The following is a 21,085-nucleotide window of genomic DNA, read 5'->3' as shown; positions in this document are numbered from 1 at the left end:
GTGGCGCATGGGCGGGCGCCAGGATGAGCACGAGGGGAGGCCGAGCGCGTGATGACGGCCCTCGCGGATATGACCGACGCTGAACGTGAGCACACTTGAACTGTACTGTTCAGTTCATCTGAACTCAACTGTTCAGTTCAGATGGGTGCTAGGGTCCTGACCATGAGCAGGGAGAGTGCCAAGCAGCCGCCAGTCGGCCCCCGTGCGGAGCTCAAACGGCAGGCCATCGTGCGAGCCGCACGCGAGCTGTTCCTGCGGGAGGGCTTCGGTGTCGGCATGGACGCCATCGCCACCGAGGCCGGCGTGTCGAAGGTGACCGTCTACAACCACTTCGGCAGCAAGGAAGCCCTCTTCACCGCGGTCATCACGGGCGCCCTCGACGAACCCCTCGCGGGAAGTGCGGAGACCGCTCTCGAAGGGCTGGCGGAGGCCGAGGACCTCCGCACGGCCCTCCTCGACGCCGCACGCAGCTGGGTCCACTCAGTGCGCACCAATCGCGAGGTGGCGGCGCTGCGCAATCTCGTGGCCGCCGAGGCGCAGCGCTTTCCCGAGCTGGGCCGGGCCTGGCAGCAGCACGGGCCCGAGGGGCACCATCCCGCGGTCGCGAACGCATTGCGCACCCTGGCGGACCAGGGCCGACTGGTGATCCCGGATCTGGAGGCGGCCATCATCCAGCTCTACGCGCTCCTGGCCTTCCCCCATATGGTCTTCGGCTCCTACGGCACACATATCGACGACGACCTCACCGACCGCCTCCTCACCAGCGGCGTCGACATGTTCCTGAGCCACTACAGCCCACGGCCCACGTAACGGAACCGCGGCCTTCCCTCCCTCAGCCCGCTTCGCCCCCACGCCAGGACGGAGCGAGAGGCGGAGCGCCAGGCCGACAGTACCGGCCGGCAGCAGCGGCACCTCCCGCCGCCCGAGAGCGACCACGGCTCCGCGGCCGGGCCACGCCACGAGAACGCCGCACAGCTCCGGAGGCGGCGATCACGGTGCCGACTGCCCGCCACTGTCACCGCTCATCACCCACTACACCCCTCACCAAAGCCCTTGTCCCGCCGCGTCGACACCGTCGTCCTGGACAAGACCGGCACCGTCACCACCGGCCGGATGACACTCCAGGACGTGTACGTCGCCGAAGGCGTCGACGAGCTCGAACTGCTGCGGCTGGCGGGCTCGCTGGAGCACGCCTCCGAGCACCCGATCGCCCAGGCCATCGCCGCCGGAGCGATCGAGCGGGCCGGCAGCCTGCCGGTGCCCGAGGACTTCGAGAACGTCCCCGGCCTCGGCGTTCAGGGAGTCGTCGACGGGCACGCCGTCCTTGTCGGACGCCTGAAGCTTTTCGCCATGGGGGTCCCCCGCTCGAGCGAAGGGGACGCAGCTAAAGGGGAACCTCTTTGGCATGCTGTGATGCATGACGACGACACAGCAGATCACCGGCCGCGAGTACCTCCGAGTCAGCAAGAAGAAGGGGCAGAGCTGCGACGAGCAGCACGCCGACAACATCCGCAGTGCCGAAACGCACCGCATCATGATCAGTGCCGCCCCGTACATCGACGACGGCATATCGGCCAGCAAGTACAGCCGGAAGCAGCGCGGCGACTTCGCGCGGCTGGTCAAGGACCTGACTTCCGGCGCGTTCACCGACGACGTTCTGATCATCTGGGAGTCGTCGCGTGGGTCCCGCAAGGTCTCAGAGTGGGCGTATCTCATCGAGTTGTGCGAGGAGCAGGGCAAGCTAATTCATGTGACCAGCCATGGACGCACCTACGACCCGCGCAACGGCCGCGATGTCCGCAGCTTGCAGGAAGACGCCGTTGACTCTCAGTACGAGTCGTACAAGGTCCACACCCGCACCGCGCGCAATGCCGCCTCGAATGCTGCGGACGGCCGTCCGACCGGCCGCGCCCCCTACGGCTACGTGCCTGTGCACGACACGCGCACGGGGAAGCTCACGGACTGGATAGCCGACGACACCGAGGCCGTTCCGGGGCTGAGTAAGGCGGACATGGTCCGTGAACTGTTCCGGCGGATCAAGGCGGGGCACTCCATGGGCGCCATTGCCCGTGACTTCGCGGAGCGGGGCATCCGCAACGGGTCGGGGCGCCCGTTCGTGCCGCAGCACCTGCGGAGCATGGCAGTGAAGTGCGCGTACGCCGGAATCCGCTCGCACCATGGCATGGAGCGCCCCGGAACGTGGAAGGGGCTTGTCTCAGAGGCGGACTACCGGGCAGTGGTCCGCATGCTGACGACCAGGACGCAGAGCCAGAAGCGGCGCCCGGACGGCCGCGCACAGTATGAACTGACCCGGATCATCCGTTGCGGGAAGTGCGGTGGCCCCACGCGTGCCGTACAGGTCAAGGGCGTGCCCAGTTACGCGTGCCGCGATCACGGGTGCGTCCAGGTTCCCCAGGCGCGCATTGATGAACTCCTGATCGGCACCGAGGAGAGCCCCGGCGAGATCCTTTCGTTCCTGGGCGACGAAAGCCGGGTGTACGCGGCGTTCACTGCCGCCCCGGAGGACGAGGCGCGCGCCGAGGAGATCCGCACCGAGAGAGAGCGGCTGGAGGGCGAACGGCGCGAGGCGGAGGGCACGAAGACGGCCACGGTGGGCGAGGCGCTCGCCATGGGCCGACTCGTGGACTCCCTGACGGAGGACATCGAGCGTCTTCGGGCCGAGGAACAGAAGCTGCGGGCGCCCGCACAACTCGCCGACATGATCACGCCTGGTAAGGACGTGGCGCGACGCTGGGCCGCTGCCCCCGTGGCGGCACGGCGTGCCGTCGCGCGCATGGTGCTCGCTCCCTCGGTGCTGGGCGAGGTGCGCATCATGCCGGTTGGTCCGGGCAGGCGCGTTGACCCTGCCGACCGCGCACACCTGCACAAGACCGCCTGCAACGGCTGTACGGCCGCGTAACGGTCCGCCAACGGCGCCCCCGTCCCTTTCCTGGGACGGGGGCGCTTCGGCGTTCCTGGGGGCCGTACAGGAGAATTACACGCACGTGCTTTCTTGCGCTCGGGCCACCTTCCGGATAAAGCTGTTTCCGCCTGCCTCGCGCAGCGCACGGACTCACCTCCTAGCCCGTAACTGGGCATATCCCGGAGTCCCCCATGCCCATCTCTCCCGAGAAGGCACACCTTCGCGCCCGCATCGCTGGGCGCAGGCGGCAGAACCCTGACGCTGATGTCACCGAAGAACAACGCGAGTTGAGGGCACTTGCCCTTGCAGAGCGCATCAGGCGTGACGTCGAAAGCGCACCGCCCCTCACCCCCGAACAGATAGAACGGCTCCGGGCACTCCTGCCCCCGGTCGAGTAATCACCCCTGCCCACAACTCCATACGCCCGAGCGCCCGTTGAAGCGAATAGACACGGGTTGAAGCATGAGCGCCGGTAGCCACGCTGGGAAGCGTCGCGCCGAGTACGTCAGTGCAAGAGCGGTAAGGCGGTCAGGTGATGAGCTGACGACCATTGAAAGTACCGTTTACGTGAAATCAGGAGGGATATCTATGCCCAAAAAGAACCGACCAAGAAAGCCGAAGCCGGCGCCGAGCGGACCCCCGAAATCGGTCAAAGAATTTGCCCGGCAATACCGTTGTTCGCATTGCCGGTCAAGCGTTGACGGCATCACTAAGGACCCGTCCGGGATGTGGCGCATGACGGTGTGTCATGATGCGAGCTGCCCGGTATTGCGAGGCACCCTCACAGACGTTCCTGACACATTCCGGGCAGCCGTAGCCACAGGCGGAATGACAGGGGTCATAACTGGCCCACTCGGCGGAGGCGCTGAGTGACTGAGACAACGCCAGAAGAGTTGCACAAATCGGAGATAGACATTCGCCTCGCCCTCGCGTGGCTCCTCAATCCGCAGACAGCACCCCTGGAGTCATTCAGCGATGACGTACAGCGCATCGTCTCACGCGTTGCATCGAAGCTGCCCACGAGGGGCCTAGATGCCGAAACAGAGGCACGTATCGAGGCATTTGAGCGCGAGGGGGCAGAGATAGACAAAGCAAATGACATAGTTAGTTATGAGAGGGCAAAGAAACGGGCCAAGAGAATCCTACTGGAGGAGAACGGCAAGGGCCCATCATGGACACCGGCAGACATTGACTCAGTATGGGAAGCGGCAGAGAGCGAGACACAAACCGACGTCGGCCACCTGTCCGGCGATATGCCCCTAGGTATTTTCTACCGTGGAAAGATAAACGGCGTCCATGCCGAGTCGGAAGCGGGCAAGTCCTGGCTAGTGTGTCTGGTAGCCGTACAGGAAATCCGGGCACGCCGACATGTGGTCTATATCGACTTCGAAGATGACTCAGCCTCTATTGTCCGACGACTAAAATTGCTTGGGGCAAGCCGTGAGGATATAGCCCAGTTCTTCACCTACTGCAACCCTACGGGGCCGCTTACAGACGCCGAGGAAAGCGAGTTTCGGAGGCTCGTTTCTCTTGACGGCAGTCTCGCCATATTCGACGGCATGACAGAGGCAATGGCCCTTGAAGGCTTGGACGGCATCAAAGCGGAGGACGTAGCGGCATGGCATTCCAAGATGACAAAGCCGTTCGCTGCCGCTCAATGGGCCGTCGTTGTGCTCGACCACGTGCCGCACGACGGTAAGCGCGCCATCGGATCACAGCACAAAAAGTCTGCCCTTACAGGCGTGTCCTATCTCCTTGACCCTGTCCATCCGATAGGCAAAGGCGCAACCGGAAAAAGCAGGCTCCGAGTCGAGAAAGACCGGCCAGCATGGGTAAGGGCCCATGCCGTACCGGGCAAGACTCCGCAGCACTTCGCAGACCTAGTGATCGATTTCAAGGAAAAACCTATGCCCATAGCCAAACTATGGCCAGCACGCCCAGCAGATGAAAAGGGATATAGGGCGGAGCCTCCGGAGAAGCTACGTACTGCCGTCCTGGGATTTGTCCAACACAACCCAGGGGCGAGTAAGAGCGCGATACGCCGAGGAGTCACAGGCGGAAACGCAGAGATTGACTGGGCGCTGGAATGGCTTATAGATCACGCCCAGGTGATCATTAAAAGTGTCGGCCAGGCTAATAAGCACTACCCTGCCGACCCTGCCGGAACCCTGCCTTAACCCTGCCGCGCGGCAGGGTCGTATGTCCCTTTGCAACCCTGCCTCCCTGCCCCTGCCTATAAGGCAGGGCAGGCGGCAGGGCAAGGAACGGGCAGAGAAAGGCCGAAGGTAGGAAGCAAGATCACGGCATGGTGGCAATGCTGGGCGCTGGAACCTGAAAGCCTCTCGTCACAAGGCGAGAGGCGGGCCGGAGCGCTCCGATTTTTAGAAATCTGCCCCCTTCTCAGCCCCTGCCCGAGCTAATTTTTATCTCCCCGATGCCGAGTACCTGAGATGATCTTGAAGGAGTCACCATGGACGGTAAGACCCTTGAGCCCGCAACTGTCCCGGCTCTGCTCCGCGCCTGCCTGGCCGGAGACGAGACCGGCGCCGCCGTGATCGTGGACAACTCCGACCCCCTCATGCTGATATTCGCCATTGCGGCATGGGCGAATGAGTACGGGATCTCCACCAAAAACGGGTCAGTGGAGAATTGGGACGCTGCACTCGCGGAGGTGCAGCGACAAATGAATGCTCATTGATTTACAATTCAGACGGTTCCAGGCATGGACCGCGCCCCCCCCTGGTAGATATCCCTGGGGGCGTGGTCCAGCCGGATTCCCAGTGCCACGGGCACCCCTCGCCGGTCAGATGGTCCGGGTGGGTGGTGAGTCCGGGCCGGTCGGGCAGATGCCCCGACGGCCGACCCCTTGCAGCGGGCACGCGCCATTCTTCCGCGCACTTATTCAAGGGGTGGATTATGCCCACACTCGCCGACCAGATTCGCAAGGTTGAAGGCGTTCGCGACAACGCGCGCCACCGCAAGGACATGGCACAGAAGCAGGCGGAACGCGTTCTCGACGCTGCGCAAAGCGCCGGACGCACTCACCTGACTGCCGAGGAAGACCGAGCCGTTCAGGAGTTCACCGAAGCCCGTGACGCTGCGGTTATCGAGGTGCGGAATGCGGCGCGTGATCTGGAACAGTTGCGCGCCGTGCAGCTCGAAGAGGTCACGTACGCCCAGAGGGCGAATCAGATCACGCCCACGCAGGTTCGCAAGCCTGCTTATGACCGTGTGGCCCGTATCGGGATGGAGCAGCGAACCTACCGGCCCGACGAGGACCCGGCAGGCCGCAACTTCCTGATGGACATCTCCCGGCAGTTCATGTTCGGGGATGTGGGCGCGAACGAGCGCCTGGCGCGGCACATGCAGGAAGAGCGGGTGGAGCGCGGCGAGTACCTGACGCGTGCGGTCGGTACAGGCGCGTTCGCGGGCCTGACGGTGCCGCAGTACCTCACGGAAATGTTCGCCCCCGGTACGGCCTCGCTGCGCCCGTTCGCGGACGCTGCCTGTGCTCCTCACCCGCTGCCCGCATCCGGTATGACCATCGAGATCAGCCGCATCACTACCTCTTCAAGCGCTGCGCTTCAGACCACGCAGAACACGGCCGTTTCGGAAACCAACATGGACGACACTCAGTTGTCCGTTCCCGTGCAGACTGCGGCTGGTCAGCAGACCATTTCGAGGCAGGCAATCGAGCGCGGTACCGGTATCGACGACGTGACAATGCAAGACCTTTTCGACCGTGTGGCGACCACGCTGGATTCCACACTGTTGAATCAGGCCACCACCGGTCTGACGAACGTTGCTTCGGCCACGGCCTATACCGACGCGTCGCCGACTGCGGCGGAATTGTGGCCGAAGATTCAGGGCGGCGCGTCCACTGTGGAAGCCACGCTGTTGAACATGGGCTATGCCACGCATGCGGTGATGCATTCCCGCCGCTGGAACTGGCTTGCTTCGCAAGTCGGCTCTTCGTGGCCGTTTGTGTCGACGGGTGGAATGCCGGTAAACGCCGGCGGTTTGACGCTCACGAACGAGTACGGCCCTGCCGTGCGCGCCAAGCTGTCGTCCGGGCTCCTGGTCGTGGTGGACAACAACATTGCGACCAATTTCGGCGGGGGCACGAATGAGGACGAGATTTATGTTGTCCCGCAGCGTGAATGCCACCTTTGGGAGGACCCGAACGCCCCAATGTTCATCCGCGCGGAACAGCCCGCCGCCGCTTCCCTGGGCGTGCTCCTGGTCGCGTACAGCTATTTCGCGTACACGTTCCAGCGGTATCCGTCCGGCGCCATGGCAAAGGTGGCGGGCACCGGTCTGGTCACACCGACGTTCTGACCTGTTCGGCCATGAAACGGCCCCGGTATCCCTCGCGTTTGCGGGGCGGTACCGGGGCCGTTTTCTGCGTTGGCGGTGCCTCAGACTGCCTTGGTCGCAGGCTCGATCGGAACGCCCCTTGACCACAACTCCTCTGCATGCTCAGCAAATCGAGCGAACATGCCGCCATCCTCGTATTGCCTCAAGTGCAGGAGGGGCGAGTCATGCCCGACCAGTCGGGCGAGGTGAGGAGTAACTAGCGCCTCATTGTCGAACCTGAATACCGACAGGGACACATGGTTTGTCGCATCCCCAGGGGCAGAGAAACGCGTCTCTAGTCCCTCATGGGAACCCAGCTTGCCCAGGTGTTCAAGCGTGATGCGAATACGCGTGGACACTGTTAGCGCCACATCTTCGATTTCCTCGCGGTTGCGCGTTACCTCGCCGTCTGGGTCGCCCAGGAGGAAGCGCACGCGGCATCCGTTGTCGAGTTTCTGACGCAGGGTGGAAACGAATGCAGGCTGGTCGAGCCACAGGAAATAATTGGTGTAGCCCGCGAAGAACAATTCCTTTGAGGCATCGGCGATTAGCTCGCCCCAAACGGTCGAAGGGCAGGACGACCGATAGGGATACGAGCGAACAATTTCCCGGTCACCGCCGGTCTTAATCCGGTCCTTAACCGCTTTGGGCCACAGCATTTCTTCGTCAACTCCCAACGCCTGACAGGCGTCTTCGCGGTTTCTGGCGTGCGGGATTAGCTCAGCGTCCGCAACCCACCTTTCAACGGTCTTGCCAGAAACGCCTACGCGAACCGCGAGTTGCCTTGGCGACAGGTTCGCGGACTGCATAGCTGATCTTAGAGCCGTATTCAAGTCTCCCCCTGGGACGTTTGGGCGTTCTTCCACGCTACCGCCGAGACGTCCCAGGTGTCGCCAGACCTGGCCAGATACGTCCTTGATGAGTCGTCAGCATGGCCAGACAGCAAGGACCCCAGCGACCGCGCGAACGGCCCTGGGGCGTGGCCGACGCTTCGAAGGAGCGACGACAATGCACTACCTATCACAGACGTTCGAACGGGTGAGAGCCGTATTCCGGCGACGCACGCCCGGCAGGCACAGCAGCGCGCATGTGCCCCAGGCGCCGCCCCGTACGTGGCTCGCCCCCGGCGTACTGGGCGCGAGGCTGGTCATTGCTCGCAGGCACCGCGCGGAGCGCGCCCAGGGCGAGGCATGGCAGCCCCGGCCGCACGCGCGCGCCGAATGGTTCCCGCCTGCCGACTGGGAACACACAGGCGCCCTTGTGCGCCCCTATGTCGCAGCACTGGGCGAGGCGCCCAGGAATGCGCGCACAGGCGCCCAGGGCGACCCTTGGGGGTGCGTCCAGTGATGACCATCGCTGTGTACCGGATCGATCCGCAGACAGGCACCCGGACCCTCGTACGCGCCGAGCACACCGTGAAGCCGTCGACCGTGCCGGATTACTCCAGCTCATATCCGCCGTGTGCCTGCTCGCGCTGTAGGGGCAAGGGCAGCAGGGGCAGGCTGCATTCCCTTGTGGCCGAAGCAAACCGCCGTAGCAGGGGGGACCTGTGACGCGCTCGATCATCAAAGCCGCTGAATGGACGCTAGGGCCGGAAACCGCCCAGGGCGCTACGCAGGGCATCTACTCAGCCGAGTGCATCACGTGCGGGGCGCAGGCTCAGCCAACTGACAATGAGTGCTTGCCAGTTGAAGTGTGGGCGTTGAAGCACACGGGCCTGAATCCGACACATCGTCAGTTCAAGGCGACGGCAGAGACGTTCTGGCGCGTGACTCCCACGGGAGACAACCCGTACCGCGAGAGCGACGCCCAGGGCGTCTAGCGCGCTAGCACCAAACCCGATGGCTGCCGCTCCGGGGTGTCGCGAGGCACAAGGGCAGCACGCAGGACACCCGTACCGGCCTCCCCCGTCCGGTGCGGGCAACGCCCCCAGCAGGCGACCGCAAAGGCCCTGTTGGGGGCCTCTTGCCATGCCACCGCCGTGAAGCTCGCAGATTATTGCCGGAGTCTGGCATTGCTGCCCGCAACGAGTGCTGTGATCATGCATGCGTCCCGATCGGGGCACCCCTGATACTTTCGCCCGCTGTTCGGAGGAGGACCTATGGAATGGGTCGTTGGAGTTGGCTTGTTCCTGGGCCTACTGATCTTCGCCTTGGGGGTGGCCTCGATACGTACAGGCTGGACGTTGCCGTGGGCGCGCCGCCACATCAGGCACCCCCGTGTCTACGGGGCTGGAGCACTCTTGATGGGAACGTCTTTTGTGCTGCAAGGGTTGTTCTATTTCGGCGTGCTGCCGGTCCCGTCTTGGGAAGTCCGCTTCTTCAGCATGAACGCGCTCATGTTCTCTGGATTGGTGCTTCTAGGAGTTGGTCAGCTGCCCGCCCGACGTAAGGGGCCAAGTGTGTAGCATCACTTACGCTGGTCACGGCTCCGCATCGGTTACACGGCCCGAAATCGAACCCGAAACCATCGTTTCCCCAGGTCACAGCTAGGTTCCCCTTTAACTGCGCCTCCAAGTCGAGAGTGGGGGAGGGTGATCGAGCTGCCGCGCGAGCTGGCTGAGGCCAAGGCCGCAGCGGAGGCCGAGGGCCGTACAGCAGTCGCCGTCGCCTGGGACGGCGAGGCCCGCGGCGTCCTGACCGTCGCCGACGCGATCAAGGAGACCAGCGCCGAGGCGGTCGCCGAGCTGCGCAGGCTGGGCCTGAAGCCCGTCCTGCTGACCGGCGACAACCAGCTCGTCGCCGAGTCCGTGGCGAAGACCGTCGGCATCGACGAGGTCATCGCCGAGGCCCTCCCCCAGGACAAGGTGGACGTCGTCAAGCGACTGCAGACCGAGGGGCGCTCCGTCGCGATGGTCGGCGACGGCGTCAACGACGCGGCCGCCCTGGCCACCACCGGCCTCGGCCTGGCCATGGGCACCGGCACCGACGCGGCCATCGAGGCCGGCGACCTCACGTCCTGGCCGCCCCCCAGGACGGCGTCCACGAGTCGAAGGACGGCGGCAAGACCTTCCGCAAGCGCCTCGCCGTCGAATCGAGTGGCGGACACTGACCGGCGTATGGCGGAGCCGATCACCAGGGCCGGGCGCCCGGCACGGCGATCGGACGTCAGCCCTGGGGACGCAGGCCGGCCAGGGTCACCACGACGAGCCGCCGCACCGCGGCCCCGGGCCTCCACAGATCAGGGGGCCGCGGAGCCGTTGCTGCACGGGCGGCGGCCACCTGACGCGGTGTGCGCAACCGCTCGGGCAGGTCTGCGAGGTCAGACCAGGTTGATGTTCTCGGCCTGCGGCCCCTTCTGGCCCTGAGTGACGTCGAACGTCACGGCCTGGCCCTCCTGGAGCTCACGAAAGCCGGTGGAGTTGATCGCGGAGTAGTGCGCGAAGACATCCGGGCCGCCGCCGTCCTGGGCGATGAAGCCGAAGCCCTTCTCCGCGTTGAACCACTTCACAGTTCCCGTTGCCATGCCTCATGCCTTCCAGTCGATGAACGCCTCCCACTCCATGTGGCAGACGGAGGTGATCGCCCTGGTCCCTGCGGCACAGCACAGCAAAACGCCCACACCAACGGCGCGGGCAGAGAATTCCGAACCACGACAGCTGACGCAGACGTTACACGCCGACACACCGGGTCACCACAGGAATGATCACGCCGCGCACGAGACCGTGCGTGCGGTGCCCGCCGACGCCGGCTGACGGGCACGCTCATCTCATGCCGCTGCCGTCGGGTTCGCTGATTCGGCGGCGCGACGATATTCGGCGTTGATGCGCTGGGCTTCCTCGAGCTGGTCTTCGAGGATGATGATCCGGCAGGCGGCCTCGATGGGAGTCCCGTGGTCGACGAGTTCCCGAGCCCGGGCGGCGATGCGCAACTGGTAGCGGGAGTAGCGGCGGTGGCCACCTGCGGAGCGGAGCGGGGTGATGAGGCGGGCTTCGCCGATGGCGCGGAGGAAGCCCTGTGTGGTGCCGAGCATCTCGGCGGCCCGGCCCATGGTGTAGGCGGGGTAATCGTCGTCGTCGAGACGGCCGAACGTGTCGTCTGCTGTCATTGCACCTCTCTGCGGAACGCGTCGAGGGGCCCTGGCGCCGTACTGGCACCAGGGCCCCGAAGGAACTACACCATCCGCCGGCCCTGATACTGCACCGGCCCTCTGTTTCCGCAAGCCCGACCGAGACGCTGTCGGGGACGCGGGGATCGCGGTTGCTTGACCGGAGACCACCTCACTATCGATGTCCTGCGGTACCCGGGTCCAAGACTTCCGCCCGGGCGATCCTGATGGCGCTCGGCTCCTCCGTTCTCCCTCTTGATCAACTACTCACTGACGGAAACTGCGAATTGCTGGTACCGCAAACTGCTGGTGGCCTCGAACAGCGCCACTCTTCGGCAGCCAGCCCCGTCGCCCGTCCTTCGTCTGCTCTGGCTTGGAACCCCACTGCCGAACCTCCCGATGCGCGCGCCCGCAGCCGACGCCTTCACCGAGGTACTGCTCAATGACCTCACTGCTGGGTACTGCGAACTTGCACTTACGGGTACTGCCACTGCGGTACTGCTCATGGCGGCCCCTGATCACTGCGGGCCACCCGGTCCGGTCGTCAGTCCCGTCGCCGTCCTGCAACCACTCTGGCTTCGGAACTCCACCACCGCACCGTCCTGCGACTGCAACTACTGCACTACTGACCGGCAGTTCATCTCTGCCAGCCTCGCTCGATCTCGGCTACGAGAGAAACCTTAACCACACCGCCGTCCAATGTCTACTCTGGCCAACATAGATTTTCGCGCACTCGAAGACGAGGTAATCCGCCTCGACCGGGTCTGCGCCGCCCTCGACGATCCCGGGACGATCGAGCAGCTCGTGGAAGTGTGCACTCGGGTGCCGCGATCCGCGGGTCGACGCTCCTGCTGCCGCCTCAGCGCCGTAGCGAGGATCTGCCTCCTCGTCCGCGGCCACTCTCTCGTGCTCGCCCAGCCGGTGGCATCGTCGCGGAGACCAGGGTGGCCCTGATGATCACGGTGATCGCCGACACCGCAGCCGTTCGTTCCGCAACGGCCTTTGCCGACGCACGCGATACGGTGCGGGCCTTCCTCGAAGGTTTGCGGCAGCCGGCCGCGGCCCCTGACGCAGCGGCCAGTGTTGTCCTGGTCGTGTCCGAGTTCGTCACCAATGCCCTGCGCCACGGCGGTCACCCGCCGGGCCTCCGGCGGCAAGACCGTGAGTGCCTGCCTTGCCCGGTGGCGTCACCGCTCAAGCAGCCGGATGGCGGCGAATATAATCTGTCTCGTGTCGAAGCCTGACGAACTGCTGGTTGACCTCGCCGCCCTGGTGGAGTCCGGCCAGAGCAACCAGATGTCCCTGACCGTGGTCACCGGTGGTGCTGTCATCACCGGTCGGCTGGCTCCCGAAGCAGTGTGGCGACAGAGGGTCTCGGAGGTACTGACGGATTCCGCCCGCCTGGGCGAGTTCGCCGCTGTCTTCAACACTCCCGCGACGAACGGGCCGCCTACGCATCTGCACTTCCATGTCGCCCGGATCCTCCAGGGCGCTATGGGGATCCCGGAGACAGGCGGGATGTACCGGGTTGCGATCAAGGACGTCAGCGCCTGGACCGTGGGCGACTTCAGTTATTCCGACCACTGAGCGACGGCGACGGGACCCGCTGCACGCAGTGTGGGCCCGACCGGCGTACCGGTCGGGCCCACACCGGTGGTCAGATGTCGGCTTGTGCCTGATTACCCGGTCAGACCGTCACGGGGGTGCCGAGCATCGCGCAGGCGTGCTGCAGCGAGCCGGGGATGCCCAGCGGCGCGACCTTGGGGAGGGCGCGGCGGGTGAAGCCGAGCTGAGTCATGGCCCCGATTGCACGACGGGGTCGGTCCGATAGCGGCGAACCAGCAGGTCGACGTTACGGTCCAAGGTGGCGGGCCTCGTCCAGCACCGTGATGCCCAGGTGGTTCAGCCTGCAGTCGCCACGGTCGATGAGGTCCTTGTACGCCGAGGCTCAGCGCGCGCCATATCTCCTGGACGGCATCTACGACGTGTGCCAGGTCGTGCCGAGCGAGGGCCCGAGGATCAGGACCGGGGGCGTCGTCCGCAACGCAGGTCACACGCCGCTCACGCCGTCTCCACGCGACGACCGGTACAGGGGTCTAACAAACATCCCCGCGTGTCGCACGACCGAACCCGGCGGGAAGGGGCGGGCGAGGGGCGGGGGCACGGCCGCGTCGGTGGCTGCCGGAGGTCGGCGGGCTTGCGGTGGCGGGGTGTGGTCAGTCGTCGTCGGCCGGTCCCAGGACGGTCAGGGCGCCCACCGGGTCGAGGTCCGGAGTGCCTCTCGGCCACCAGTCGTCGTGGCCCGGTTCGGACTCGTACGCGTACCACAGGCCGTCCTGGCCGAGGCGGAGTTGCATGTGGCCGTGGGGGTGGGTGAGATGGTTGCGCCAGGGGCGGAAGGCCGGGAAGTCGGCGGCGAGCAGCAGGGGCGGGCGCGGTCGAAGCGGCCGGCCGGCGGGTCCCAGGGCTGCTCCAGCACGGCCAGCCCTTCGAGACCGCCCTGGCGCCAGGCGGCGACCGCGCGGGCCAGGTCGGCCGGGGTACGACCGGTGGCGGCGGCCAGCGAGGAGTAGAGGGCGCGGGTGGTGGCGGTGAGACCGGAGCCGGGGCGGGCGGCGGCGAGCCGCACCGCGTCCTGCCAGAGCGTCAGTTCGGCCACCGGGTCCCGACCCGTGGTGAGCAACGCGTGCGCGCGGGCCGCCGCGTCGGTGGCCAGCTGGTCCAGCGCGAACGGGTCGGGGCCGCCGCGCGCCAGGTAGACCGGCGGTTGTTCCGGGTGCGGCGGTGGGGGCGCCGGGGCGGGCAACGGCGGGAGGGCGCGCGGGGCCAGGGCGTCACGGGCCCGTACGCCCGGCAGCGGCGCGGGCTCCTGCTCCTGCGCGGCGCGCGCCGCGCGGGCCGCGTTGCGCCGTGACAGCGCGTCGATCAACTCCCGCTCGCCCCGGCCGCGCAGCAGCAACAGCACGAAGGGGTCCTCGTCCAACAGCCGCGCCGTCTGGTAGCAGAGCGCCGCCGCGTGCTTGCAGGGGTGCCCGAAGTCGGGGCAGCTGCACCGGGGTTCGAGCTCGCCCGCGCCCGGCAGCAGGCGCACGCCCCGGCCTCCGGATCCGCCTCCTGGCCGGGCCCCGGGCCCGGCCAGGGTGTGGGGCAGTTCCTTGTCCAGCAACGCGGCGATGTGGCCCGGCTGTTCCGCCGCCGCGTCCAGGAAGCGGTCCCATTCGGCGTCGTCCAGCGTCCGCAGCCGGAGCTGCACCCGGTACGGCCGGGGCCTGCTGCCGTGCACATACGCCAGCACCAGCCCCGGCGTGACGGTGATCGCGTCGACGTTCCCCCTGTCGGCGTACGCCCGGCCGCGCGCCAGCCGTGCCGTGTCCAGCGCGCCCTCTTCCAGCGCCATCACCCACGCGTTGCCCCACCAGCTCTCCGCGAACGCCTCCCCGGCGGAGGGGCGGGGCGGAACGGGCGGAAGGTGCGCCGCAGTTCACCGTCCCGTGAGGGCGCGGCCATCGTGCGGGGAACGCGGGGTGGTGGGGGCGTCCGGGACGTGGGCCGCGGGGAGGGCGGGGTCCGGGGGCGGGGTCCCGGGCAGGTCGGGTCCGGAACCCGGGCCAGGTCCGGGCCCCGGGCCGGAGCGGCGGGGCGCGCGACGCGCGGTCGCCGGGTGCGCGCTCGTGCGGCGGCACCGGCTCGTCGGCCGCACGGTCCCACCCGATGGTGGTGTCGATGTCGTTGTCAGCGCCGGTGCCAGTGCCGTTGCCGGTGTACGGCTCCACGGCCGAGGTCTCACCGGGGTCGGGCTCCTCGACCGGCAACTCGAAGGCACCGGCGAGCAGTTCGCGCAGGTCGCGCGTACGGTCGCGCAGGGTTCGGCCTGCGGGGGTGCCTCCCGAGCGGCGCTCCTCGTGGACCCCTCCGGGTGCCCGGCCACGCGGGGTGTCCCACGGAGCCCGCGTCCCGCTGCCTCGCCGCCCCGTCGCCGATCCCACCACTGTCGGGGCTCGGGGACGCCCCCGGTCCGCCCGCGACCGGGCCGACGACGCCCCGCCCGCCGCGCGGCCCGGCCGCCCTGGCCCGCGGCCCGGACGCCCTCCGCCTCGACCCGGGCTCGCTCAGCATCACGCGCCGCCCGCAAAGCCTCCCGGGCGACGTCACCGGGCCGCCGACCGGCCCTGCCCGCGTCACCGCGGCCGGCGCCGGCCGCATCGCCTTCGCCGGCCCGCACGGCTGCACCGTCATCGGAGTGAGCGTCGAAGGCAGTTGGCTCGCCGGGGACGGCGCTCGGCCTCTCCGGCGAACCGGGCTGTGAGCCCGTGGCACTTGCCGAGCCGGGGACTGCGCCGGACGGACCGTCCTCGCCCTCACCGGTGGTGGGCGTGGGCGTGGGTACGTCCGACGGGCTCGCCTGCGCCGAGGCGTCTTCCGCCGTCCGCGCGCCGGAGGCACTCGCTCCGCTCAGCGCGGCCACACCCCACTCCTCCGTCGGCCCCTCCACATCCGCCGACCGAGCCCTGCGCAGGGCCTCCCGTGCCACGTCTCCGGGCCGGACGCCGGGCCTCGCCGCCGTCCGGACGTCCGCCGCGCTGTTCGGCCCGGCCACGCCGGTACCGGGCGCGGCCGCCGAGCCCTGGCCGTCGCCGGGCTCAGCTCCCTGCCCGTCCCGTACCCGTGCCGCCCGCAGCGCCCGACGAGCCGCGTCGGCAGGCCGGGGCCCGGCACCGGAATCAGGCCCGACCGAACCTGTCGGCTCTCCCACCTCCGCAGGCTCTCCCACCTCTGCCTCATCGGACAACGGCGCATCGTCCGTCTCCGCCGGAGGAGTCCCCTCCACCTCGGCTCCCCGGCCCTCTTCCCCGCTCCGCGCGCTCGCCCCGGCCCGGCCGGGCACCCCGCCCGGCGTCCCCGTACCCCCGCTCACGACGACCTCCGCAGCGACACCAGGTCGGTCAGTTCTCGGTCGGTCAGTTCCGTGAGGGCCGCCTCACCGGAGCCGAGGATGGCGTCGGAGAGGGCGCGCTTGGACTCCAGCATCTCGGCGATGCGGTCCTCGATCGTGCCCTCGGTGATCAGACGGTGGACCTGGACGGGCTGGGTCTGGCCGATGCGGTAGGCGCGGTCGGTCGCCTGTTCCTCGACGGCCGGGTTCCACCAGCGGTCGAAGTGCACGACATGGCCCGCGCGGGTGAGGTTGAGGCCGGTGCCCGCCGCCTTCAGCGACAGGACGAGGACCGGTGTCGCTCCGCTCTGGAAGCGGTCCACCATGTGCTCGCGCTCCCTGACCGGTGTACCGCCGTGGAGCAGTTCGACGGGGACCGCGCGGGCGGCGAGGTGGGCGGTGATCAGCCGGGCCATGCCGACGTACTGGGTGAAGACCAGCGCCGAGCCGTCCTCGGCGAGCACCGTGTCCAACAGCTCGTCCAGCAGGGCGAGTTTGCCGGAGCGGGCGGCCAGGCGGTCTCCGGCGGCGGCTCCCGCCTCCTCCTTCAGATACAGCGCGGGGTGGTCGCAGATCTGTTTGAGGGCACCGAGCAGCTTCAGGACGAGACCCCTGCGCGCGATGCCCTCCGCGGTCTCGATGGCCAGCATCGACTCGCGGACGACGGCCTCGTACAGGGCGGCCTGTTCGCGGGTGAGGGGGACAGGGTGGTCCGTCTCGGTCTTGGGCGGGAGTTCGGGCACGATGCCCGGATCCGACTTCTTGCGGCGCAGGAGGAACGGGCGGACCAGACGGGCAAGGCGGGTGACCGCCTCCTGGTCCTCGCCGTTCTCCACGGCGCGGGCGTGCCGGGCCCGGAAGGACTTCAGCGGGCCGAGGAGCCCCGGGGTCGTCCAGTCCAGGAGGGCCCAGAGTTCGGAGAGGTTGTTCTCGACCGGGGTGCCGGTGAGGGCCACACGCGCGGGCGTCGGGATCGTGCGCAGGGCCTTCGCCGTCGCCGAGTAGGGGTTCTTGACGTGCTGGGCCTCGTCGGCGACGACCATGCCCCAGCGCTGGTCGGCCAGGTGCGGGGCGGCCGAGCGCATGGTGCCGTAGGTGGTGAGGACGAAACCGCCGTCGATGTCGTCCAGGGAACGGTCGGTGCCGTGGTACCGGCGCACGGGGACACCGGGGGCGAAGCGGGTGATCTCCCGCTGCCAGTTGCCCAGCAGGGAGGCGGGGCAGACGACCAGCGTGGGCTCGGGGCGGGCCCGGCGCAGATGCAGCGCGATGACCGTGATCGTCTTGCCGAGGCCCATGTCGTCGGCGAGGCAGCCGCCGAGGCCGAGGGAGGTCATGAGGTCGAGCCAGGCCAGGCCCCGGAGTTGGTAGTCGCGGAGGGTGGCCGCGAGGCCCGGAGGCGGTTCGACCGGGCCGAGGCCGGCCGTCAGGCGGTCGCGGAGGGACGCCAGTGCCCCGACCGGTACCGCCTCCACCGTCTCGCCGTCGACCTCCGCCTGGCCGGTGAGGGCCACGGACAGGGCGTCCACCGGGTCGAGCAGGCCCAGTTCGCGCTTGCGGGCCTTGCGCACGAGGGCCGGGTCGACGAGGACCCACTGGTCGCGGAGGCGGACGATCGGGCGGTGTGCCTCGGCGAGGGTGTCCATCTCGGTCTCGGTGAGCGGGTCGCCGCCGATCGCCAACTGCCAGCGGAACCGCAGCAGTTCCTCGCTCTCGAAGAAGCCGGTGCCGTCCGTGGCGGAGCCGGGCGCGGGGCGCACCTCGGCGCGGGCGCTGAGGTCGTGGGCCAGGTCCCGGGGCCAGTGCACCGCGACACCGGCCGCGCCGAGCCGGGTCGCGGCGACCCCGAGCAGGTCGGACAGTTCGTCCTCGGAGAGGGCGAGGACATCGGGGACGTCCTGTTCGCAGAGGCGGTCCAGGGGCGGCCAGACCCGGGCCGCGCGGCGTACGGCGAGGGCAGCGTCCACGCGCGCGCGGGGCCCGAACGCCGCGTCCGCGTCGCCCGCCCAGAGCGCCGCCGCGTCGACGACGAGGGTGGGGTCGGCGAGGCTGTGCACCTGGACGACGGCGGCGCCCGCGCGCGGGGCCCGCTCGACGTCGTCGAAGAGGTCGTACGCCGACAGGTCCAGGCGCAGGGAGATCCGTACGCCCGCGTCCATGCCCGCGGCGACCTCGGCCGCCCAGTCGCGCGCGTGCGGCAGGCGCTGTCCGGAGTGCGCGGCGAAGGGTTTCCCGGAGACGTAGGGCGCCGCCGGGCCGCGTGGGAGGGTGTCGGCGACCGCGTCCAGGAAGGACCGCATCAGTGCCTCCGGCTCGGGCAGCCGGAGCGGCCCCTTGCCGGGCAGCGGGACGGCGTGGCCCTCGTACGGCAGGGCCGCGGCGACGGCTCTGAGGTGGGCGATGTCGTCCGGGTCGAGCGGTCCCGCGCGCCAGGCGTCGTATCCGTCGGCGGTCAGCCCGGGCAGCAGCCGCCCCCGCGCGACCAGCCGCAACGCGTGCAGCGCGGCCGCGCCCCAGCAGGCCGTGGCGGGGTGGGCGGCGGGGTCGCGGCGGGCTCGGGTGAGCAGGGGAAGGGCCTCGCCGACCGGCAGGCACAGTGCGGGGACGGTGCCCCGGCGGGCGCCGGAGCCGTGAGGTCGTATGACGGTGAGGTCCTCGGCGGCGCCCGGGGACGGCTCCGCCCCCGCCGGGTCCCAGAAGGCGAACCTGCTGTGCCGGGGCAGCGGGGCGGGGAGGAAGACGGCGGCCAGCCGGACGGGGACGGACGTCCCCGCGGGTACGGACGTGTCGGCCTCGGGCACAGCCATGTCCCGCATACCTCCGGTCACCTCCCGCCCCTCGTCGGATGAGCCTTCTCCGGTCAGACTCCCGTCAGCCGCTCTCGACTCGGCCGTGCGACTGGACCACGTGGCTCGGCCACGTGGCTCGACGATGCGACTCGATCAGCTGTCTCCGACTCTACGGGCGGGGTCTGACAATCGGCCGCGACGAGCGGGCGAAGGCCCGGCCGCGACCGTGTCCGGGCAGGTCAGGGGACGGTTCGGGACACCACGTACACCATCGGATGGTCCGGGTTGGACCGGTTCACGACGATGTTGTGGGTGGGCGCGGGGTTCTTCTGGACGTTGACGAGGCCGTACCAGGGGCCGGTCCCGGTGAAGTCCCAGCCGACGATGCCCCGGTCACGGGCGTTGATCGCCGCCTTGTCCTCGACCAGGTCGCCGGTGCCGACGCCGATCTGGTCGAGGAAGCTCTCCAGGCCCTCGTTGCTCGTGTAGAACTGCACGTAGAGACGGCTGGTCCGCCAGTTGTTCGTCTCGTAGTACGCGACGTGCTTGGAGTACGGCGGGATCGGCACCTCATAGAGGCGCTGCTGGATCCGGGAGGGCCAGTGGGCGGTGAGGCCGGTCGCCGAGTACTTCTTCTCCTTGTCCTTGCCGCTGTCGCGGCTCTGGTTGGCGGAGATCACCAGATAGCCGGCCGGTACGCCGATGAGCAGCACGATGATCGCCAGGGTGATCGCCCGGCGGCGGATCACGTGAAGGCGGTCCTCGGCCGGCCGCTCCGGTTCCTCGGGGGAGGAGCCCTGGTGGGGCACCGCGGCGGTCATGCGGTGTCCTGGGTCGTGCGGCGGGCCTCCACGTACCGCGCGTAACGCTCGTACCGTTCCACCCGGCGCCGGTTGGCGCGGCGGAAGCGGCGGGCGACGAGTCTCGCGAGGTCGGCGGCGCCCACCATGCCGGCCTCGGGCCCGAGCTGGGCGCGGGCGATCCGGGCCTCGGGGCGGTAGCCGCGGCCGGTGAGGTGACGGCGGAAGGCGTCCCGGGCCGGGCCGATCAGCAGGTCGTCGGCGGCCGAGACACCGCCGCCGATGACGAAGCAGGACGGGTCGAGGGCGGCGGCCAGGTTGGCGATGCCGACGCCGAGCCACTGGCCGATGTCCTGGAGCAGCTCGATGCACATCGCGTCGCCCTCGCGGGCCAGCTCGGTGATCATCGGCCCGGTGATGTCGCCGATGTTCCCCTTGACGTGCTCGATGATCCCGTACGCCACCGGGGAGTCGGCCGCCGCGAGTTCGCGGGCCTCTCTGACCAGGGCGTTCCCCGAGCTGTACTGCTCCCAGCAGCCCCGGTTGCCGCACGGGCAGCGGTGGCCGCCGGGCACGACCTGCATATGGCCGAACTCACCCGCGACGCCGAACTTGCCGCGCTTGACCTGACCGTCCTCCAGGATCGCGCCGCCGATGCCGGTGCCGAGCGTGATCATGACCAGGTGGTCCTCGTCGCGGCCGGCGCCGAAGCGCCACTCGGCCCAGGCGGCGGCGTTGGCGTCGTTGTCGACCAGGACGGGCACCGCGAGCCGGCCGGCGAGGCGGTCGCGCAGCGGCTCGTTGCGCCAGGACAGGTGGGGGGCGAACAGCACGCGGTTGCGGTCCGCGTCCACCCAGCCGGCGGCGCCGATGCCGACGGCGTGCACATCGTGCCGGTCGGAGAGGTCCAGGACCAGTTCCGTGATGGTGTCCTCGACGACCTGGGGGCTCTTCGACTTGTCCGGGGTCTCCGTGCGGAGCTTCTCCAGGATGTTGCCGTCGGCGTCCACGACGCCCGCCATCACCTTCGTGCCGCCGATGTCGATGCCGACGGTGGGGACGCGCGGGGCCGTCAGATGGGAGCGGCGCTCGCGCGTTCCCACGGTCCGCAGGACGGTGGCCCGCGCGGAGCCGCGGTGGGTGAAGTCGCGGTAAGTGCTCATCGGGCCGATTCTGCCTTAGCGCTCCGCTCGGTGCGGCGTGGGGGCGGGGGTGCCATGGGTTGTTTTTCGGGTGC

Annotated in this window: 15 protein-coding genes and 2 pseudogenes; 10 read left to right on the top strand and 7 right to left on the bottom strand. The window is 68.6% G+C overall.

Going from position 1 to position 21,085, the window contains the following annotated elements; all coding sequences use genetic code 11:
- The first annotated feature begins 162 nt into the window (after nucleotides 1-162).
- The 6 genes and pseudogenes from E4N62_RS09900 to E4N62_RS09875 all read left to right on the top strand — a co-directional run bounded on the left by E4N62_RS09900 (nucleotide 163) and on the right by E4N62_RS09875 (nucleotide 7,261).
- Entirely contained in the window at nucleotides 163-810 is a 648-nt protein-coding gene (locus tag E4N62_RS09900) for a TetR/AcrR family transcriptional regulator (protein ID WP_230213561.1), read from the top strand.
- 246 nt (nucleotides 811-1,056) lie between these two features.
- Nucleotides 1,057-1,350: pseudogene (locus E4N62_RS09895) on the top strand (HAD family hydrolase); the annotation flags it as partial.
- A gap of 67 nt (nucleotides 1,351-1,417) precedes the next feature.
- On the top strand, nucleotides 1,418-2,920 hold the full coding sequence (locus E4N62_RS09890; protein WP_230213560.1) for a recombinase family protein: 1,503 nt from the start codon (nucleotides 1,418-1,420) through the stop codon (nucleotides 2,918-2,920).
- An 872-nt stretch (nucleotides 2,921-3,792) separates the two neighbouring features.
- On the top strand, nucleotides 3,793-5,100 hold the full coding sequence (locus E4N62_RS09885; protein WP_230213559.1) for an AAA family ATPase: 1,308 nt from the start codon (nucleotides 3,793-3,795) through the stop codon (nucleotides 5,098-5,100).
- Nucleotides 5,101-5,393: 293 nt separating this feature from the next.
- Nucleotides 5,394-5,621, top strand: a complete 228-nt coding sequence (locus E4N62_RS09880; RefSeq protein ID WP_230213558.1) for a hypothetical protein — start codon at nucleotides 5,394-5,396, stop codon at nucleotides 5,619-5,621.
- A gap of 218 nt (nucleotides 5,622-5,839) precedes the next feature.
- On the top strand, nucleotides 5,840-7,261 hold the full coding sequence (locus E4N62_RS09875) for a hypothetical protein (protein WP_230213557.1): 1,422 nt from the start codon (nucleotides 5,840-5,842) through the stop codon (nucleotides 7,259-7,261).
- Between the two features lie 80 nt (nucleotides 7,262-7,341).
- On the opposite strand, the gene E4N62_RS09870 is transcribed toward E4N62_RS09875, so the two are convergent.
- The gene (locus tag E4N62_RS09870; RefSeq protein ID WP_308184884.1) at nucleotides 7,342-8,145 is read right to left on the bottom strand and encodes a helix-turn-helix transcriptional regulator; all 804 of its coding nucleotides are present in this window, start codon (nucleotides 8,143-8,145) and stop codon (nucleotides 7,342-7,344) included.
- A gap of 1,667 nt (nucleotides 8,146-9,812) precedes the next feature.
- On the opposite strand from E4N62_RS09870, the pseudogene E4N62_RS09865 reads away from it, so the two are divergent.
- Nucleotides 9,813-10,235: pseudogene (locus E4N62_RS09865) on the top strand (HAD-IC family P-type ATPase); the annotation flags it as partial.
- Nucleotides 10,236-10,540: 305 nt separating this feature from the next.
- Here E4N62_RS09865 and E4N62_RS09860 read toward each other — a convergent pair.
- Nucleotides 10,541-10,744 carry a cold-shock protein gene (locus tag E4N62_RS09860; protein WP_055495910.1) on the bottom strand — a complete coding sequence of 68 codons (204 nt, stop codon included), beginning with the start codon at nucleotides 10,742-10,744 and terminating at the stop codon, nucleotides 10,541-10,543.
- 243 nt (nucleotides 10,745-10,987) lie between these two features.
- On the bottom strand, nucleotides 10,988-11,326 hold the full coding sequence (locus tag E4N62_RS09855; protein ID WP_230213555.1) for a MerR family transcriptional regulator: 339 nt from the start codon (nucleotides 11,324-11,326) through the stop codon (nucleotides 10,988-10,990).
- 953 nt (nucleotides 11,327-12,279) lie between these two features.
- Here E4N62_RS09855 and E4N62_RS48630 point away from each other — a divergent pair.
- Nucleotides 12,280-12,570 (top strand): hypothetical protein, encoded by a 291-nt coding sequence (locus E4N62_RS48630; protein ID WP_308184883.1) that lies wholly within the window; start codon nucleotides 12,280-12,282, stop codon nucleotides 12,568-12,570.
- On the top strand, nucleotides 12,557-12,913 hold the full coding sequence (locus E4N62_RS09845; RefSeq protein ID WP_184901134.1) for a hypothetical protein: 357 nt from the start codon (nucleotides 12,557-12,559) through the stop codon (nucleotides 12,911-12,913). The genes E4N62_RS48630 and E4N62_RS09845 overlap by 14 nt, the downstream gene beginning before the upstream one ends.
- A 658-nt stretch (nucleotides 12,914-13,571) precedes the next feature.
- Here the strand turns inward: E4N62_RS09845 and E4N62_RS09835 are convergent.
- Nucleotides 13,572-14,723, bottom strand: coding sequence for an SWIM zinc finger family protein (locus tag E4N62_RS09835; RefSeq protein ID WP_230213554.1), 1,152 nt, complete (start codon nucleotides 14,721-14,723; stop codon nucleotides 13,572-13,574).
- 519 nt (nucleotides 14,724-15,242) lie between these two features.
- On the opposite strand from E4N62_RS09835, the gene E4N62_RS09830 reads away from it, so the two are divergent.
- Nucleotides 15,243-15,632 (top strand): hypothetical protein, encoded by a 390-nt coding sequence (locus E4N62_RS09830; RefSeq protein WP_230213553.1) that lies wholly within the window; start codon nucleotides 15,243-15,245, stop codon nucleotides 15,630-15,632.
- Between the two features lie 605 nt (nucleotides 15,633-16,237).
- Here E4N62_RS09830 and E4N62_RS09825 read toward each other — a convergent pair.
- From E4N62_RS09825 to E4N62_RS09815, 3 genes are all read right to left on the bottom strand, one after another.
- Nucleotides 16,238-19,075, bottom strand: coding sequence for a DEAD/DEAH box helicase (locus E4N62_RS09825; protein WP_230213552.1), 2,838 nt, complete (start codon nucleotides 19,073-19,075; stop codon nucleotides 16,238-16,240).
- Nucleotides 19,076-19,287: 212 nt separating this feature from the next.
- Entirely contained in the window at nucleotides 19,288-19,869 is a 582-nt protein-coding gene (locus tag E4N62_RS09820) for a sugar kinase (protein ID WP_230213551.1), read from the bottom strand.
- On the bottom strand, nucleotides 19,866-21,011 hold the full coding sequence (locus E4N62_RS09815; protein WP_012999673.1) for an ROK family glucokinase: 1,146 nt from the start codon (nucleotides 21,009-21,011) through the stop codon (nucleotides 19,866-19,868). The genes E4N62_RS09820 and E4N62_RS09815 overlap by 4 nt, the downstream gene beginning before the upstream one ends.
- Between the last annotated feature and the right edge of the window lie 74 nt (nucleotides 21,012-21,085).

This window comes from Streptomyces sp. MNU76 (assembly GCF_020982545.1).
In the GTDB taxonomy this organism is placed as follows: Bacteria; Actinomycetota; Actinomycetes; order Streptomycetales; family Streptomycetaceae; genus Streptomyces.
The sequence above is the reverse complement of the archived record's forward strand: the minus strand, read 5'-3'. Positions and strand labels throughout refer to the sequence as shown.

Excerpts from the sequence above, each read along its gene's own strand:
- E4N62_RS09890 (WP_230213560.1), top strand. The coding sequence starts at position 1,418 with ATGACGACGACACAGCAGATCACCGGCCGCGAGTACCTCCGAGTCAGC.
- E4N62_RS09880 (WP_230213558.1), top strand. The coding sequence starts at position 5,394 with ATGGACGGTAAGACCCTTGAGCCCGCAACTGTCCCGGCTCTGCTCCGC.
- E4N62_RS09855 (WP_230213555.1), bottom strand. The coding sequence starts at position 11,326 with ATGACAGCAGACGACACGTTCGGCCGTCTCGACGACGACGATTACCCC.
- E4N62_RS09860 (WP_055495910.1), bottom strand. The coding sequence starts at position 10,744 with ATGGCAACGGGAACTGTGAAGTGGTTCAACGCGGAGAAGGGCTTCGGC.
- E4N62_RS09820 (WP_230213551.1), bottom strand. The coding sequence starts at position 19,869 with ATGACCGCCGCGGTGCCCCACCAGGGCTCCTCCCCCGAGGAACCGGAG.
- E4N62_RS48630 (WP_308184883.1), top strand. The coding sequence starts at position 12,280 with ATGATCACGGTGATCGCCGACACCGCAGCCGTTCGTTCCGCAACGGCC.
- E4N62_RS09900 (WP_230213561.1), top strand. The coding sequence starts at position 163 with ATGAGCAGGGAGAGTGCCAAGCAGCCGCCAGTCGGCCCCCGTGCGGAG.
- E4N62_RS09825 (WP_230213552.1), bottom strand. The coding sequence starts at position 19,075 with ATGCGGGACATGGCTGTGCCCGAGGCCGACACGTCCGTACCCGCGGGG.
- E4N62_RS09815 (WP_012999673.1), bottom strand. The coding sequence starts at position 21,011 with ATGAGCACTTACCGCGACTTCACCCACCGCGGCTCCGCGCGGGCCACC.
- E4N62_RS09875 (WP_230213557.1), top strand. The coding sequence starts at position 5,840 with ATGCCCACACTCGCCGACCAGATTCGCAAGGTTGAAGGCGTTCGCGAC.
- E4N62_RS09835 (WP_230213554.1), bottom strand. The coding sequence starts at position 14,723 with ATGGCGCTGGAAGAGGGCGCGCTGGACACGGCACGGCTGGCGCGCGGC.